This window comes from Belnapia arida, from assembly GCF_016773205.1.
Classification (GTDB): Bacteria; Pseudomonadota; Alphaproteobacteria; order Acetobacterales; family Acetobacteraceae; genus Belnapia; species Belnapia arida.
Window position 1 is genome coordinate 53,708 of the sequence record NZ_JAETWB010000009.1, and the last position, 14,266, is coordinate 67,973.

The 14,266-nt window shown below is 73.1% G+C and carries 14 protein-coding genes; 12 read left to right on the forward strand and 2 right to left on the reverse strand.

Going from position 1 to position 14,266, the window contains the following annotated elements; genetic code table 11:
- Positions 1-10 precede the first annotated feature (10 nt).
- The 5 genes from JMJ56_RS18000 (at position 11) to JMJ56_RS18020 (ending at position 4,211) form a co-directional block, all read left to right on the forward strand.
- A complete protein-coding gene (locus tag JMJ56_RS18000; RefSeq protein WP_202833152.1) occupies positions 11-973 on the forward strand; it encodes an aldo/keto reductase in 963 nt (320 codons plus the stop codon).
- On the forward strand, positions 970-1,848 hold the full coding sequence (locus JMJ56_RS35315; RefSeq protein ID WP_202833153.1) for a DMT family transporter: 879 nt from the start codon (positions 970-972) through the stop codon (positions 1,846-1,848). The genes JMJ56_RS18000 and JMJ56_RS35315 overlap by 4 nt, the downstream gene beginning before the upstream one ends.
- Positions 1,849-1,927: 79 nt before the next feature.
- Entirely contained in the window at positions 1,928-2,464 is a 537-nt protein-coding gene (locus tag JMJ56_RS18010; protein WP_202833154.1) for a YciE/YciF ferroxidase family protein, read from the forward strand.
- A 164-nt stretch (positions 2,465-2,628) separates the two neighbouring features.
- Positions 2,629-3,357, forward strand: coding sequence for a metal ABC transporter ATP-binding protein (locus JMJ56_RS18015; RefSeq protein WP_202833155.1), 729 nt, complete (start codon positions 2,629-2,631; stop codon positions 3,355-3,357).
- A complete protein-coding gene (locus JMJ56_RS18020) occupies positions 3,357-4,211 on the forward strand; it encodes a metal ABC transporter permease (protein WP_202833229.1) in 855 nt (284 codons plus the stop codon). Before JMJ56_RS18015 ends, JMJ56_RS18020 begins: the two co-directional genes overlap by 1 nt.
- On the opposite strand, the gene JMJ56_RS18025 is transcribed toward JMJ56_RS18020, so the two are convergent.
- Both JMJ56_RS18025 and JMJ56_RS18030 read right to left on the reverse strand, forming a co-directional pair.
- Positions 4,208-4,696, reverse strand: a complete 489-nt coding sequence (locus JMJ56_RS18025) for a hypothetical protein (RefSeq protein WP_202833156.1) — start codon at positions 4,694-4,696, stop codon at positions 4,208-4,210. The genes JMJ56_RS18020 and JMJ56_RS18025 overlap by 4 nt on opposite strands.
- A 59-nt stretch (positions 4,697-4,755) precedes the next feature.
- The gene (locus tag JMJ56_RS18030; RefSeq protein WP_202833157.1) at positions 4,756-5,691 is read right to left on the reverse strand and encodes a transglycosylase SLT domain-containing protein; all 936 of its coding nucleotides are present in this window, start codon (positions 5,689-5,691) and stop codon (positions 4,756-4,758) included.
- 182 nt (positions 5,692-5,873) lie between these two features.
- On the opposite strand from JMJ56_RS18030, the gene JMJ56_RS18035 reads away from it, so the two are divergent.
- The 7 genes from JMJ56_RS18035 to JMJ56_RS18065 all read left to right on the forward strand — a co-directional run bounded on the left by JMJ56_RS18035 (position 5,874) and on the right by JMJ56_RS18065 (position 14,252).
- A complete protein-coding gene (locus JMJ56_RS18035; RefSeq protein ID WP_202833158.1) occupies positions 5,874-6,230 on the forward strand; it encodes a RidA family protein in 357 nt (118 codons plus the stop codon).
- Positions 6,223-7,185, forward strand: a complete 963-nt coding sequence (locus tag JMJ56_RS18040; RefSeq protein WP_202833159.1) for a potassium channel family protein — start codon at positions 6,223-6,225, stop codon at positions 7,183-7,185. Before JMJ56_RS18035 ends, JMJ56_RS18040 begins: the two co-directional genes overlap by 8 nt.
- 59 nt (positions 7,186-7,244) lie before the next feature.
- Positions 7,245-8,246 carry an NAD-dependent epimerase/dehydratase family protein gene (locus JMJ56_RS18045; protein ID WP_202833160.1) on the forward strand — a complete coding sequence of 334 codons (1,002 nt, stop codon included), beginning with the start codon at positions 7,245-7,247 and terminating at the stop codon, positions 8,244-8,246.
- A 21-nt stretch (positions 8,247-8,267) separates the two neighbouring features.
- On the forward strand, positions 8,268-9,410 hold the full coding sequence (locus JMJ56_RS18050; protein WP_202833161.1) for a DegT/DnrJ/EryC1/StrS family aminotransferase: 1,143 nt from the start codon (positions 8,268-8,270) through the stop codon (positions 9,408-9,410).
- 53 nt (positions 9,411-9,463) lie between these two features.
- Positions 9,464-10,201, forward strand: a complete 738-nt coding sequence (locus JMJ56_RS18055; protein ID WP_202833162.1) for a histidine phosphatase family protein — start codon at positions 9,464-9,466, stop codon at positions 10,199-10,201.
- Positions 10,198-11,088, forward strand: a complete 891-nt coding sequence (locus tag JMJ56_RS18060; RefSeq protein ID WP_202833163.1) for an NAD(P)H-hydrate dehydratase — start codon at positions 10,198-10,200, stop codon at positions 11,086-11,088. Before JMJ56_RS18055 ends, JMJ56_RS18060 begins: the two co-directional genes overlap by 4 nt.
- A 386-nt stretch (positions 11,089-11,474) precedes the next feature.
- The gene (locus tag JMJ56_RS18065) at positions 11,475-14,252 is read left to right on the forward strand and encodes a phosphoenolpyruvate carboxylase (protein ID WP_202833164.1); all 2,778 of its coding nucleotides are present in this window, start codon (positions 11,475-11,477) and stop codon (positions 14,250-14,252) included.
- Positions 14,253-14,266 lie beyond the last annotated feature (14 nt).

Sequence of the window (14,266 nt, forward strand, 5' to 3'; positions counted from 1 at the left end):
GGGGCGGTGGATGGAACAGCGGGTCCTGGGTCGAACCGGGCTGAAGGTCTCGGTGCTGGGTTACGGGGCCGGCGCCGTCGGCGGGCTGATGGTCCGCGGCAGCGCGGCCGAGCAGGAGCGGTCGCTCGCCCGGGCCTTCGAGGCCGGCATCAACTATGTCGATACCGCCCCCACCTATGGCAATGGCGCCTCCGAGGAGAATCTCGGCCGCGCCCTGAAGGCGCTCGGCGCCAGCCCGCTGGTCGGCACCAAATTCCGCCTGCCCGCCGCGCCGCGCGACATCCCCGGCGCCATCGCCACCTCGCTGGAGGCCAGCTTGCGCCGCCTCGGCCGCGACAGCATCGACCTCCTCCAGCTCCATGATCCGATCGGCCTGGACGAAGGCTATTCCCTCACGGAGGTACTCGGCGAGGCGCTGCCCGCGCTGCACCGGCTGCGCGATCAGGGGAAGTGCCGCTTCCTCGGCATCACCGCCCTCGGCTCCGAGCCCGCGCTTCGCCAGTTCATCGAGGCCGGGCTGATCGACACGGCGCAGATCCCCTTCAACGCCCTCAATCCCTCCTGGCTCGCCCCGCTTCCGGCCGGCCTGCCGGGGCAGGATTTCCGCCAGCTCGGCCGGCTCGCCGCGTCCCAGGGCGTCGGGCTGATCGGCATCCGCATCCTCGCCGCCGGCGCCCTCTCCGGCGAGGCCAACCGCCATCCCATTGCCATGCCCGAGGTCGCTCCCATCGCCTCGGCCGGCGAGTACGCGACCGACCTCGCCCATGCCCGCCGTTTCCGCCCGTTGGTGGAGGAGGGCCATGCCGCGTCGCTGGCCGAACTCGCCATCCGCTTCGCCATCACTCCGCCGGAGATGAGCCTCGCCCTGATCGGCACCGCCTCGCTCGACCAGCTCGACCAGGCCATCGCCGCCGCGGAGCAAGGCCCGCTGCCGCCCTTCGTCTTGGAGCGCGTCGCGGCCCTGATGGCGTGAATCCCCGCCTCGCCGGCTTCGGCTACCTCACCGTGACGGCCACGGCTTGGGGGATGAACTGGCCGGTCATGAAGCTGCTGATGCAGGACTGGCCACCCTTCACCTTCCGGGTGCTGGCCGCCGGCGGCTCCGTCCTGCTGCTCTCCGCCATCGCCATCCTGCAGCGCGACTCCCTGCTGCCCCGCCCCGACCAGTGGGGCAGGCTGGCGGTGGCGGCGCTGCTGAACGTCACCTCCTGGCTGTTCTTCGCTCCGCTGGCGATCCTATGGCTCGATGCCTCCGAGGCGGCGATCATCGCCTATACGATGCCGGTCTGGGCGACGATGCTCGCCTGGCCCTTCCTCGGCGAGCGCCCTGGCTGGCGCCGCCTCGCCGGCCTCGCCCTCGGCCTCTCGGGCGTGACGCTGCTGATGGCCGGCCGGCTCGACCTCGGCGCCGGGGCGATGACGGGCAAGCTGCCCGGCGTGCTGGCGATCCTCACGACGGCGCTGCTCTTCGCCTGCGGCACGATCTGGACAAAGCGCTTCCCGCTGGCGATGGCACCGGTGCCGCTCGTCGCCTGGCAGCTGGCGCTCGGCGTTCTGCCCGTCGCCGTGGTGGCGCTCGCGGTCGAGCAGGCGCATCCCGCCGCGGTGCGTCCGCTGGGCTGGGCCTGCCTCGCCTATGCCTCGGTGATCGGCCAGTGCCTCGCCTATCTCGCCTGGTTCCGCGCGCTGGAGCGGCTGCCCGCCGGCACCGCCGCCATCGGCTCGCTGCTGGTGCCGATCATCGGCGTGCTCGGCAGCGCGGCCCTGCTCAGCGAGCCGCTCGGCCTTCGCCAGATCGCGGCGCTGGCGTTCACGCTTGGCGGCGTCGCCCTCGCCTCCAGGGGATGAGATGTTGCCGTGACGCATGGCAACTTCACCCTCCGCCAGCCTTTCCCTCCGCAGTCACGCCACAGACGGAGAAAAAGCCATGAACAACGAAATCCGTGAGATGCTGGTCGCCTCGCTGAAGGACATCCACAGCGCCGAGAAGCAGGGCACCCGCAACATGCAGCGCGTCGTCCGCAAGGTCTCCGCGCCGGAGCTGCGCGAGGCGCTGACCCTGCATGTCGAGCAGACCCAGTCCCAGGTCGAGCGCGTCGAGCAGGCGCTCGAGGAGATGGGCGCCCGCCCCGGCCGCAAGGTCTGCGAGGCGATGCGCGGCCTGATCGAGGAGGCGCAGCACGAGGTGGAAGAGTACGAGAAGGGGCCGGTCCTCGACATCGTCATCGTCGCCGCGGTGCAGAAGATCGAGCATTACGAGATCGCCTCCTACGGCACCACGGCCTCCCTGGCGAAGGCGCTCGGCGAGGAGAAGGTCGGCCAGATCCTCGGCGAGATCCTCGAGGAGGAGAAGCAGACCGACCTGAAGCTGACGGAGCTCACCCAGTCCGTCCTCATGCCCCAGGTCATGGGCGGCGAGGCGGCGAACGACGCCAAGGGCGGCTCCAAGCGCAAGGCTTCCTGAGCCTGAAGGCCGGGGGGTAGCAACCCGCCAGGGGTGATGTTATCTCATAACATCATGCCCTGGCCCGACCCCCTCGACCTGTCTTCCGGCGCCGCCGCCCGCCTCGTGCTGGCGGCGGCCGTTGCGACCGGGCTCTGGCTCGGCGTCGCCTGGGCCATGGCCGCATGAGCCCAGCCGAGATCAGCATCGCCGACCTCACGGTCAGCCACCAGCGCCGCCCGGCGGTGCATCACCTCTCCGGCCGCTTCGCCCCCGGCAGCCTCACCGCCGTGGTCGGCCCGAACGGCGCCGGCAAGACGACCTTGCTGCGCGCCATCGCCGGCCTGCACCGCCCGGATGACGGCCGGATCGAGGGCGCCGCCGGCCAGGTCGCGCTGCTGCCGCAGCAATCGAGCCTCGACCGCGGCTTCCCGCTCACCTGCCTCGATGCCGTCCTCCTCGGCCTCTGGGGCGAGGTAGGCGCCTTCCGCGCGATCCCCCGCGCCGGCCGCGCCCGCGCCGGGGCCGCGCTTGCCGCAGTGGGCCTCGGGGGCTTCGAGAGCCGCCCCGTCGGCAGCCTCTCCGCCGGCCAGTTCCAGCGCGTGCTTTTCGCCCGGCTGCTGCTGCAGGACGCACCGGTGATCCTGCTCGACGAGCCCTTCAATGCCCTCGACGCCCGCACCTCGGCCGAGCTGCTGGCCATGGTGCATCGCTGGCATGGCGAGGGCCGCACGGTGATCGCCGTGCTGCATGACCTTGAGCTGGTCCGCCGTGAATTTCCCGAGACCCTGCTGCTCGCCCGCGATTGCCTCGGCTGGGGCCCGACCGGCGAGGTGCTGACGGCCGCCAACCGCCTCCGCGCCCGCATGATGGCCGAGGCCTGGGCCGAGCAGGCGGAGGCCTGCGCCGCCTGATCCTGCAGCCTTTCATCGAGTACGGCTTCCTCCGCCGCGCCCTGGTCGGCTGCCTCGCGCTCTCGGTCGCCGCCCCGCCGCTCGGCCTCTTCCTCATGCTGCGGCGGATGAGCCTCACCGCCGATGTGCTGGCGCATGGCATCCTGCCCGGCGTCGCTGCCGGCTTCCTGATCGCCGGCCTGTCCCTGCCGGCCATGGCGGCGGGCGGCCTCGTCGCCGGCCTGCTGGTGGCGATCGGCGCCGGTGCCCTCTCCCGCGCGACGGGCGGGCGCGAGGATGCCTCCCTCGCCGCGCTCTACCTGGTGGCGCTCGCCGCCGGCGTCGCCATGGTCTCGATGCGCGGCGGCGCCGTGGAGCTCACCACCCTGCTCTTCGGCAGCGTCCTCGGCGTCGATGACGGCGCGCTGCTGCTGATGGCCGGCGCCGCCACCCTCACCCTCGCCGCCCTGGCGCTGGCTTGGCGCCCGCTGGTTCTGGAATGCTTCGACCCTGGCTTCGCCCAGGCGGTCGGCGCCCGTGGCGCCCTCTGGCATCTCGGCTTCCTCGGCCTCGTCGTGCTGAACCTGCTGGCCGCCTTCCAGGCGCTGGGGACGCTGATGGCCGTCGGGCTGATGATGCTGCCCGCCATCGCCGCCCGGCACTGGTCACGCCGGCTGGGCGGCATGGCCTATGCCTCGGTCGGCATCGCCATGGCGGCGAGCCTCGCCGGGCTGCTGCTGTCCTTCCATGCCGATGTCCCGGCCGGCCCGGCGGTGGTGCTTTGCGCGGGTCTCGCCTGGGCGGTCTCGGTGCTGGCCGGGCCGGTCGATGGCCTCGCCGCCCGCCTCCTGCGCCGGCGGCATCTGGCGGGTTAGTCGGCGTTCAGGATTCGCGCGATCAGCCCGCGCTTGCGCAGCCGCCGCAGCCCCTGCTGCGCTGCCTGGGCCTCCTTCTCGGCCTTCTCCACACGCTTCACCGCCTCGGCCAGCCGCGCCTCAGCCGCGGCGAGCGCCGCCTCGCGCTCCGCCAGCCGCGTGCCCGCTTCCGTCAGCGAGGCTTCGGCCGCATCCGCCCGCTGCCGCTCGCGCAGCAGCTGCTCCTTCAGCAGGGTGAGGGCTTCGAGGAAGGCACCGATCGGGCTCGCCTCCGGTGCTGCCGCGGGCCGGATGGGAGCCGCCACCGCCCGCAATCCGCCGGCCTGCCGGACATGCGCCGTCAGCTTCGCCGCCCAACCGGTCTCGATGGCGGCCGGGGCCGGTGCCTCGGCCCGGAGCTGGAGTCGCCCAACCCAACCGCCGGGAGAAGAAACCAGCCGATTCGTTTCAGGCACCAGCGCCAGCAACTGCTTCCCGCCGTCCATCCCATCCCCCGGTCACAAGCGGTTGACAATTTCGTGACCGTCCTCGGAAAGCAAGCGGTTTATCGCGCAGCGAGCGTAATCGTCTCCGGCATTGCACGCTGGGAGGCGAGAAGCCGTGCGACCGCCGCCTGCACCTCGGCCAGGCTCAGCGCTCGCCCGGTCGCGCGTTCGAAGAAGACGCCCCGATTCGCTGCGATGCTGTCGGCGCCGACCGCCTCCGCCGCCGGCCGCGCCGGCGCCCGGTCCAGCTCGGCGAGGAAGCGCCGCGCCCCGGCCGGACCGAGCAGATGGGTGAGGTACAGCTCGGTCGCCCCCGCCTGCCGGCCGAGCAGCGTCTCCAGCGCCGCCCGCTTCGCCCCCAGCCGCTCCGCCGCCATCACGGCCGAGAGCCGCGGGTCGAAGCGCAGAGCCAGGATGTGGCGCAGGTCGCGCGGCCGCTTGGTGGTGATGGTCCCGGTCCGCGCATCGGTCGAGAGGGTTGCCGCCTCCCGTGCCAGCCCGTGCCGCGCGCCGAAATCCCGTACCACCTCGAGCCAGGTCGCCTCGGTGAACTGCATCAGCCCGCGCGCCGAGCTGAGCCGGTTGCCGGCGCGATGGCTGAACCGGCTCTCCTGCCAGGCGATGGCCCGCAGCAGCGCCGGGTCGGCGCCGGTGCTGCGTGTGGCCGCCGCCAGCGCCGCAGCAACCGCTGGGCTCGGCGCCCCGTCCTCGACCACGGTGACGGGCGGCACCATCGCCACGGTCCTGACCCGCGCCCGCACCTGGGTCGCGGCCTGCCGCCGCGGCGCCGGCCGCACCATGGCTCGCACTACTGGGACGGGCTTAGCCTGGGCGCGCGTCGCGCCAAGCCGTTGGCTGGGCCGCGCCTCGGCCGGCGCCGGCGCGGCGATGCTCGCGGCCAGAACACAGGCGAGGGCGGCAAGCGCCGGGCGCAGCCGGCGCGCAAGGAGAAGTTGCGTGCCGCGGGGGGCGGCACGAGGAGTGGTCTCGGTCACGGAGGAATCTCCCTCGGGGGTGGGAGCGATGGGTGTGTCAACTGCCCTTACGCTGCCGACGGCGTTTCGTTCCAAGCGTTTGCGGGCCGATGCTGCCTTTGGCTCGCAAGCCACTCCAGGAGGGAGTATCCATCGCACCGTCCTCGCCCTTATGGTTCATGCCTCGATGGCGGGAGGCAGGCATGGCGATCCGGCGCTTGGCGGAAGAAGGGCGGCTCTCCGGCGCCGTGGTGCATGGCGCGCTGGTCTACCTGGCCGGTCAGGTGGCCGATGACCCGACGCTCGACGCCGAGGGCCAGACCGCCGACATCCTCGCCCAGATCGACGCTCTGCTGGCTGGGGCAGGCACCGACAAGTCGAACCTGCTGACCGTCACCGTGGTGCTGGCCGATATCCAGGACGCCCCGGGGATGAACCGCGCCTGGGACCGCTGGCTGGACCCTGCGGCGAAGCCCGCCCGCATGACCATCGAGGCTCCGCTGGTCGACCGCCGCTGGCGCGTCGAGATCACCGGCATCGCCGCATTGCCGGATGCCTGACCGCGCCCGCCATCGCCGCCCCTTCCTCGGCGCCATCGGCCTGTCGCTCGGGCTGATGCTGCTGGTCGCAGGCGGGGTGGCGGACCGGGGTGGGACCTTCCCGCTGGTGCTGCTCGGAGCCTCGGCGCTGGCGATCGGGGCGCTCTACCGGCTCTTTCCGCATGGACCGCATTTCGCCCTCGGCACCACCAACGGCCTGGCGATGTATGCCTGCCTCTATGTGGTGATCGGCCGTGCCGGCTTTCCCGATGCGCCGGACTGGGCCCGCGCCGTCGGCTTCATCCTTCCCATCGCCGCCTTCGTGGCCGCCTGCTGGCTGCGCCGCCGCGACCTCAGCGCCTGGGCGGAGGAGGAGGCGGCGGCCGACCTCGCCCATCTGCCCCGCTTCGCCCGCTGGCTGGCGATGACCGGCCTGGTCGGGCTGGTCTCCCTCGGCTTCCCGGTGAACCGCCTGCCCGCCACCGGCCAGGGCATGGCGCTGATCCTCGCCATGGCCGCCATCGCCGCGGTCAGCACCGTCTCGGTCGGCGACGTGGTGCGGCTGCTGGTCGACATCGCCGTCATCTTCCGCGCGGTGACGCGGCGGCTCTCCCGCCTCGCCGTACCGATCGCCGCCTATTCCAGCCTCTGGGCGCTGCTGACGGTGGTGTTCGGCTGCCTCTACCGCATCGCCGACGGGCTCTCCGGCGGGCCGCTCTTCACCAGCACCCATGGCCCGATCCGGGTGGATTTCGCCGACGCGCTGCACTTCAGCGTGGTGACGCTCTCGACGGTGGGCTATGGCGACATCATCCCGGCCGATGACGGCATCCGGCTGCTGGCGAGCATCCAGATGCTGCTGGCCCAGCTGCTGCTGCTCTTCGGCTTCATCGAGATCATGCGCGGCAGCCGCGCCGGCCTGCCCGACGCGGCCCCTCGGGAAGAACCCACGCGCCGCGCCGTCGCCGGGGATTAGGCGCGGTTCCGCCGCAATCGGCGACGCAATTGGTGGTGTAGGACAAGGATCGAGGACCGATGACCGAGGCCGAACGGGCCGCTTTCTGGCGCGGCAAGCGTGTGCTGGTGACCGGCGGGGCCGGCTTCCTCGGCAGCGCCCTCTGCCATGCCCTCGCCGCGCTCGGCGCGCGGGTGACGGCGCTCGACGCCATGTTCCCCGATGGCGGCGCCAACATGGCCAACCTCGAGGGCGCCGGCGTGCTGCTGGTCCGCGGCGACATCCGCGACGTGGAATTGCACTCGCTCTGCCAGGACGTGGACGTGCTGTTCAACATGGCGGCGCAGACCAGCCATATGGGCGGCCAGAAGGACCCGGTGGCCGACATCGCCATCAACGCCGTCGCCCAGGTCCGGCTGATCCAGGTGATGCGCGAGGCGGCGCCCAAGGCGACCGTCGTCCACGCCTCGACCCGCCAGTTCTACGGCCGCCCGATGCAGCTCCCGGTCGACGAACTCCACCCCGTCAACCCGCCGGACGCCAACGGCGTCAGCAAGTGGGCCGGCGAGCAGTACTGGTTGCTGGAGCAGCGCGTGCTGCACCGCCCCGTCGTCTCCCTCCGCCTGACCAACTGCTACGGTCCCCGCCTGCGCATCCGCGACGCCCGCCAGACCTTCCTCGGCATCTGGATCAGGCAGGTGCTGAAGGGGGAGGGGTTCGAGGTCTGGGGCGGCGAGCAGCTCCGCGACCTCACCTATGTCGACGACGTGGTCCGCGCCTTCCTGCTCTCGGCCGAATACGCCCCGAAGCCGGATGTGGCCGGCCGGGTCTTCAACCTCGGCGGCTCGCCCCCCGCCAGCCTGATCGAGCTGGCCGACCGGCTGATCGCCGCGAATGGCGGGCGTGGTCACTACGCCGTGAAGTCCTTCCCCGCCGATCGCGCGCCCATCGACATCGGCAGCTACCACGCCGATGACCATGCCTTCCGCGCCGCCACCGGCTGGGCGCCCCTGGTCGGGCTGGATGAGGGGCTGGCGCGCTCGCTCGACTGGTATCGCAGCCGCATGGCCGACTATAGCTGAGGCTCCAAGGACGAACCGCCGATGAGCATGACCGTCATTCCCCAGGCCGATCCCGGTGCCGGCTACCGCGCCCAGCAGGCCGAGATCGATGCGGCCGTGGCGCGCGCCCTCGCCTCCGGCTGGTACATCCTCGGCCGCGAGGGCGAGGCCTTCGAGCAGGAATTCGCCGCTTGGCTCGGCAGCTCCCGCGCGGTCGGCTGCGCCAACGGCACGGATGCCCTGGCGCTAATCCTGCGCGGCATGGGCATCGGCGAGGGCTCGACCGTCGTCACCGTCTCGCACACCGCCGTCGCCACCGTGGCGGCGATCGAGATGGCCGGCGCGGTCCCGCTCCTCCTCGACATCGACCCCGACACCTACACCATGGACCCCGAGGAACTGACCGCCGTCCTTGAGGACCCGCCGCCAGGCCTGCCGCCGATCCGCGCCGTCATCGCCGTCCACCTCTACGGCCAAGCCTGCGACCTGGAGCCGATGCTCGCCGCCTGCCAAGCCGCCGGCGTCGCGCTGATCGAGGATTGCGCCCAGGCCCATGGCGCGACGCTCGGCGGCCGCAGGCTCGGCACGCTCGGCCAGGCCAGTGCCTTCTCGCTCTACCCCACGAAGAATCTCGGCGCCCTCGGCGATGGCGGCGTGCTGGCGACCGACGACTACGAGCTGGCCGAGCGCATCGCCGCCATCCGGCAATATGGCTGGAAGGAGCGCTACGTCTCCTCGATGGTGGGCGTGAACAGCCGCCTCGACGAGATCCAGGCCGCCATCCTCCGGGTGAAGCTGACCGCCCTCGACTGGGGCAACGAGCGCCGCCGCCAGATCGCCGCCGCCTATGACGCGGCGCTGGCCGGCGGCCCCTTCGCCCCGCCAGCCCGCCGGGCGGATGCCGAGCACGTCTTCCACCAGTACGTGCTCCGCGCCGGCGCCTGGGGCATGACCCGGGCCGATATCCAGGCCCGGCTGCGCCAGGACGGCGTCGGCACCGGCATCCATTACCCGGTGCCGGTCCACCTGCAATCGGCCTATTTCGGCCGCATCCCCCTCGGCCCCGCCGGCTGCGCCGAAACGGCACGCGCCGCGCTGGAGGTGTTCAGCCTGCCGATGTACCCGGAGCTGACCGACGAGCAGGTTGGCCACATCGGCTGGGCGCTGCGCAACCTCGCCGGCTGAAAACCCGGAGCCCCTGCCGCGTTGCCATCCCGCAACCGGCAGGGGGGAGGTTCATGCAGCAGCGCTGGCCAGAGCGGCTTTGGATCGTCCGCCACGGTGAAAGCCGCGGCAATGTCGCGCGCGATGCCGCCCAGGCCGCCCGCCTCCACCGCATCGAGACCCTTTCCCGCGACGTGGACGTTCCCCTCAGCGACCGCGGCGAGGAGCAGGCCCGTGCCCTCGGCCGCTGGTTTGCCGACCAGCCGCCCGGGGAGCGGCCCGATGTCGTCCTCGCCTCGCCCTATCTCCGTGCCCGCCAGACCGCCGAGCTGATGGGAACCCCGCCGGATGCCCTCACCTTCGACGAGCGGCTACGCGAGAAGGAGTTCGGCATCCTCGACCGCCTCACCCGCTACGGCATCGCCGCCGAGCACCCGGAGCAGGCCGAGCTGCGCCAGGCCTTGGGTAAATTCTACCACCGCCCGCCCGGCGGCGAGAGCTGGTGCGACGTCATCCTCCGCCTCCGCAGCGCGCTCGACACCATATGCCTGCACCATGCCGGCGAGCGGGTGATGATCGTCGCCCATCAGGTCGTGGTGCTCTGCCTCCGATACCTGATCGAGCGGATGACGGAGGAGCAGATCCTCGCCATCGACCGGGAGGGCGACGTGGCCAATTGCAGCATCACCGACTACGCCCATGAGCCCGGCTCCGGTCTCGTCCTGCGCCGCTACAATTTCCTCGCGCCATTGCTGGAGGAAGGCGCCCCCGTCACCGCCGAGCCGGACGCCCCGGCGACGGCCGCCCGATGAGCGCCCCCACCTCCCTCACGCCCGAACTGCTGCGCGGCATGCCCCTGCCGGACCACCAGCAAGGCGCCGACAAGAACAGCCGCGGCCGCGTCCTCATCATCGCCGGCAGCCGCGAAGTGCCGGGCGCGGCCCTGCTGACGGCATTGTCCGCGTTGCGGGCCGGCGCCGGCAAGGTGCAGATCGCCGCCCCGGCCGGCGCCGCGCCTCACCTCGCCATGGCAATGCCCGAGGCCCTCGTTGTCCCGCTCGCCGAGACCGAGGCCGGCGGCATCGACCCGGCCGAGGCCGGCCGGCTCGCGCGCCGCTGCGCCAGTGCCGATGCCGTGGTGCTCGGCCCCGGCATGATGGACCCGCCGGCGCTCGCCGCGCTCACCCATCGCCTGCTGGCGGAGGCCGAGGGCGAGGCCGCCTTCCTCCTCGATGCCGGTGCGCTGGCGGCGCTCGCCGACTGCCGTGAGGCCCTCCGCCGCCATGCCGGCCGCCTGATGCTGACGCCGCATATCGGCGAGATGTGCGGCCTGCTCGGCTGCCCCGCCGAGGAGGTCGCCGCCGACCCGCTCGCCGCCGCCCGCCGCGCCGCCGCCACCTATGGCGCGGTCGTCGACATGAAGGGCGGCCGCTCCTTCGTCGCCTCGCCCCAGGGCGAGGCCTGGTCCTGCGACCGCGGCAATGTCGGCCTCGCCACTTCCGGCTCGGGTGACACGCTGGCAGGCATCGTGGCCGCCCTCGCCGCCCGCGGCGCGCCGCCGCTGCATGCCACGCTCTGGGGCGTCTTCCTCCATGCCGAGGCGGGGGACCGGCTGGCCCGCCGCATCGGCCCGCTCGGCTACCTGGCGCGCGAGATTCCGGACGAGGTGCCCGGCATCATGGCCTCCCTCGCCGGCTGACCGAGCAGCGCCGGGACCAATTCCTGCACGACGAGGAAGTAAAGCGCCGCGCAGGCCCCGGCGATGCTCGCCCCCAGCAGCAGCGCGGCGCGAGGGAGCCGGTGGCCTGGGCGGGAAAACCCGTCACCGTCGGCGGCAGCGCCCCGCCGGCGTCAGCCGCCGCAATCCTGCATCGCGCCCAGCGAGGCCCTGCAGTTGGCCGCCGCCGAGGCCATGGCCCAGGCCATCGCGTTCGGCACATGGGAGAGGATCGTCGCTGCCGCGCCGGCCCGGTCAGCCCCTCCTGGTGGGGCCGGCATCGCCCTCGCTAAGGTGCTGCCGCTCCTCGCCCCCAACGCGGATGGAAAGGCTGGCCAGCATCGCCTTCGCAGGCGCAACATGACGCCATGCCGGACATCGCCCCCGACCCCCTCCAGGACCTCCTCGCCCGCCTGCGGGAGGCGAGGGCGGCGGCGGCGCATGACCCCTTCGGCGACCCGGTGCTGCTGATTGCGCTGGCCATCAGCCGGCGGCTGGACGATGGCGCCCTCGACCTCGACCTCGTCGCCGACATGGTGCAGCGCCTCGCCGATGCCGCGGCGGGCGAGCGGGCCCGGCGCATCGCCGCCTATGTCGGCCTGCCCGATGCGGTGCCGGACCTCGCCGCGCTCGCGGCGCGCCTGGTGAGGCCGGACCCGGATGACAGCCCGGTGCCCTTCGCCCAGTACCGCGCGCTCCTGGAGACGCCGCGCTTCGCCGCCGTCTTCACCGCGCACCCGACCTTCTCCCTGCCGCCCGAAACCGGCGCGGCGCTGGCCGAGGCGGCGAGCGGCGGCACCTTTCCCGTCGGCCTCCCCCACCGCCCCCCCGCGCCGACGCTCGCCGAGGAGTTCCGCCAGGCGGGCGCCGCCATCGCCCGCGGCCGCGACGCCATCGACGGGCTGACCGAGGCGCTGCTGGGCGCGGCGAAATCCATCTGGCCCGACCGCTGGGCGACGCTCGTCCCCCGCCCGATCCTGCTGGCGAGCTGGGTCGGCTACGACACCGACGGCCGTACCGATATCGGCTGGTGGGACACGCTTCGCCTCCGCCTGACGATGAAGTGCCTGCAGCTGGAGCGCCTCGCCGCCCAGTTCGCCGCGCTCGGGGACGCGGCCGCCCCGCTCGCCGCCCGCACTGCCGAGGCGCTGGAGGCGACCGAGGCGCAACTCGCCGCCGTGCCGGAGCGGCCGGAGCCGGAGGCGGTGCGCGCCATGGCGCATCGGCTGATCGAGCGGCGCGAGGCGGCGATGACCGAGATCGAGCCTCTGATGACGCTCTTTCCCGCCGCCATCGCCGCCGCGCCCGACGAGGCCTCGCGGCTCGGCCTTGCCGTGGCCCGCGCCGGCCTTGCCGCGCATGGGCTGGCGCTGGCCCATACCCATGTCCGGCTGAACGCCGCCCAGCTCCACAATGCCGTGCGCCAGCGCCTCGGCCTCGCTGCCGCGGCCGAGGACATGGCGCAGCGCCGCGGCCTGCTCGCCGCCATCAACGAGGCGCTGGCCGAGGTCGTGCCGCTGCCGGTCGATTTCGGCGCGCTGCTGGCGGAGCAGGCGAGCGCGGCACGGCTGATGCTGGTCTGTGCCCAGATCGCCAAGCATGTCGACGGCTCGGCCCCGATCCGCTTCCTCATCGCCGAGACGGAGACGGGCTACACGCTGCTCGCCGCGCTCTGGCTCGCCCGCCGCTTCGGCGCCGAGAGGGCCGTGGAGCTCTCGCCCCTGTTCGAGACGGCGGAGGCGCTGGACCGCGGCGAGCGGGTGCTGGAGGAGGCGCTGCGCAGCCCGCACTACCGCGACTACCTCCGCGCCCATGGCCGCATCTGCCTGCAATTCGGCTATTCCGACAGCGGCCGCTATGTCGGCCAGCTTGCCGGCAGCTACCTCGCCGAACGCCTCAAGCTCCGCCTCGTCGAGCTGCTGCGCCGCCACAAGCTCGACGGCATCGAGGTCGTGCTGTTCGACACCCATGGCGAGAGCGTCGGCCGCGGCGGCCATCCCGGCAGCCTTGCCGACCGCCTCGCCTATCTCTCCCCGCCCCAGGCGCGCATGGCGCTCGACCGCGCCGGGCTGCGGCTGCGTGAGGAGACGGCCTTCCAGGGCGGCGACGGCTACCTCTTCTTCGGCACGCCGGCGCTCGCCCGCGCCACCATCGCCGGCATCGCGCGCCACGCCTTCGCCCCGGCCTGGAAGGTGACGGACCCGGTCTATGCCGAGGCCGATTACGTCGCCGACTTCTTCGCGACCGTCCGGCGCGAGATGCAGGCGCTGGTCGCCGATCCCGGCTATGCCGCGCTCCTCGGCGCCTTCGGCCCGGGGCTGCTGGACCGCACCGGCTCCCGCCCCGCCGTGCGGCAGGCGGATGGCATGGGCGGGCCGATCCGCATCAGCCATCCCTCGCAACTCCGGGCCATCCCGAACAACGCCATCCTCCAGCAGCTCGGCTGGATGGCGAACACGCTGCACGGGCTCGGCGCCGCCGCCTCCGCCAATCCGGACGCCTTCACCGAGCTCCGTACCCACTCGCCCCGCTTCGCCCGGGCGCTGGCCATGGCCGCCCGCGCCGCCGCCTGCTCCGACATCGGCGTGCTGCGGGCCGTGGTCGACACGCTCGACCCCGGCCCCTGGCTCGACCGAGCCGGCTTCACCCGCCGCCCCGGCCGGCGCGAGGCGCTGCTCGGCGTCGCCGGCGCGGTCGAGGGGCTCGATCTCGACGCGCCGGTGCGCCGCCTCTTCCGCCGCCTCCAGGCCGACCACCTGGCGCTCCGCCATGCCTGGCCCGACCTGCCGGAAATGCCGGACCGGCTGGTGCTGCTGCACGCGCTGCGCCTGGCGCTGATCCACCGCATCTGGCTGCTGGCGGTCGATGTGCCCGACTTCTCGCCCCGCCACGGCGCGACGCGAGAGGCGCTCGTCGCCCGCATCCTCCAGCTCGATGTCGAGCCGGCCTTGAGGCTGCTGGAGGAGGTCTTCCCCGCCGCTCCCGGACCGGTCATCGGCCTCGAATTCGGCGAGCCCGCGCCGCCACGCGAGGGGCTGAGCTACGCTGCCGAGCATGCCAACCTGTTCCGGCCGATGGCGAAGCTCTTCGCCCTGGTCCGCGAATGCGGCGCCGCCATCACTCACGAGGTCGGGGCCTTCGGCTGACCCTGCCGGCGCCC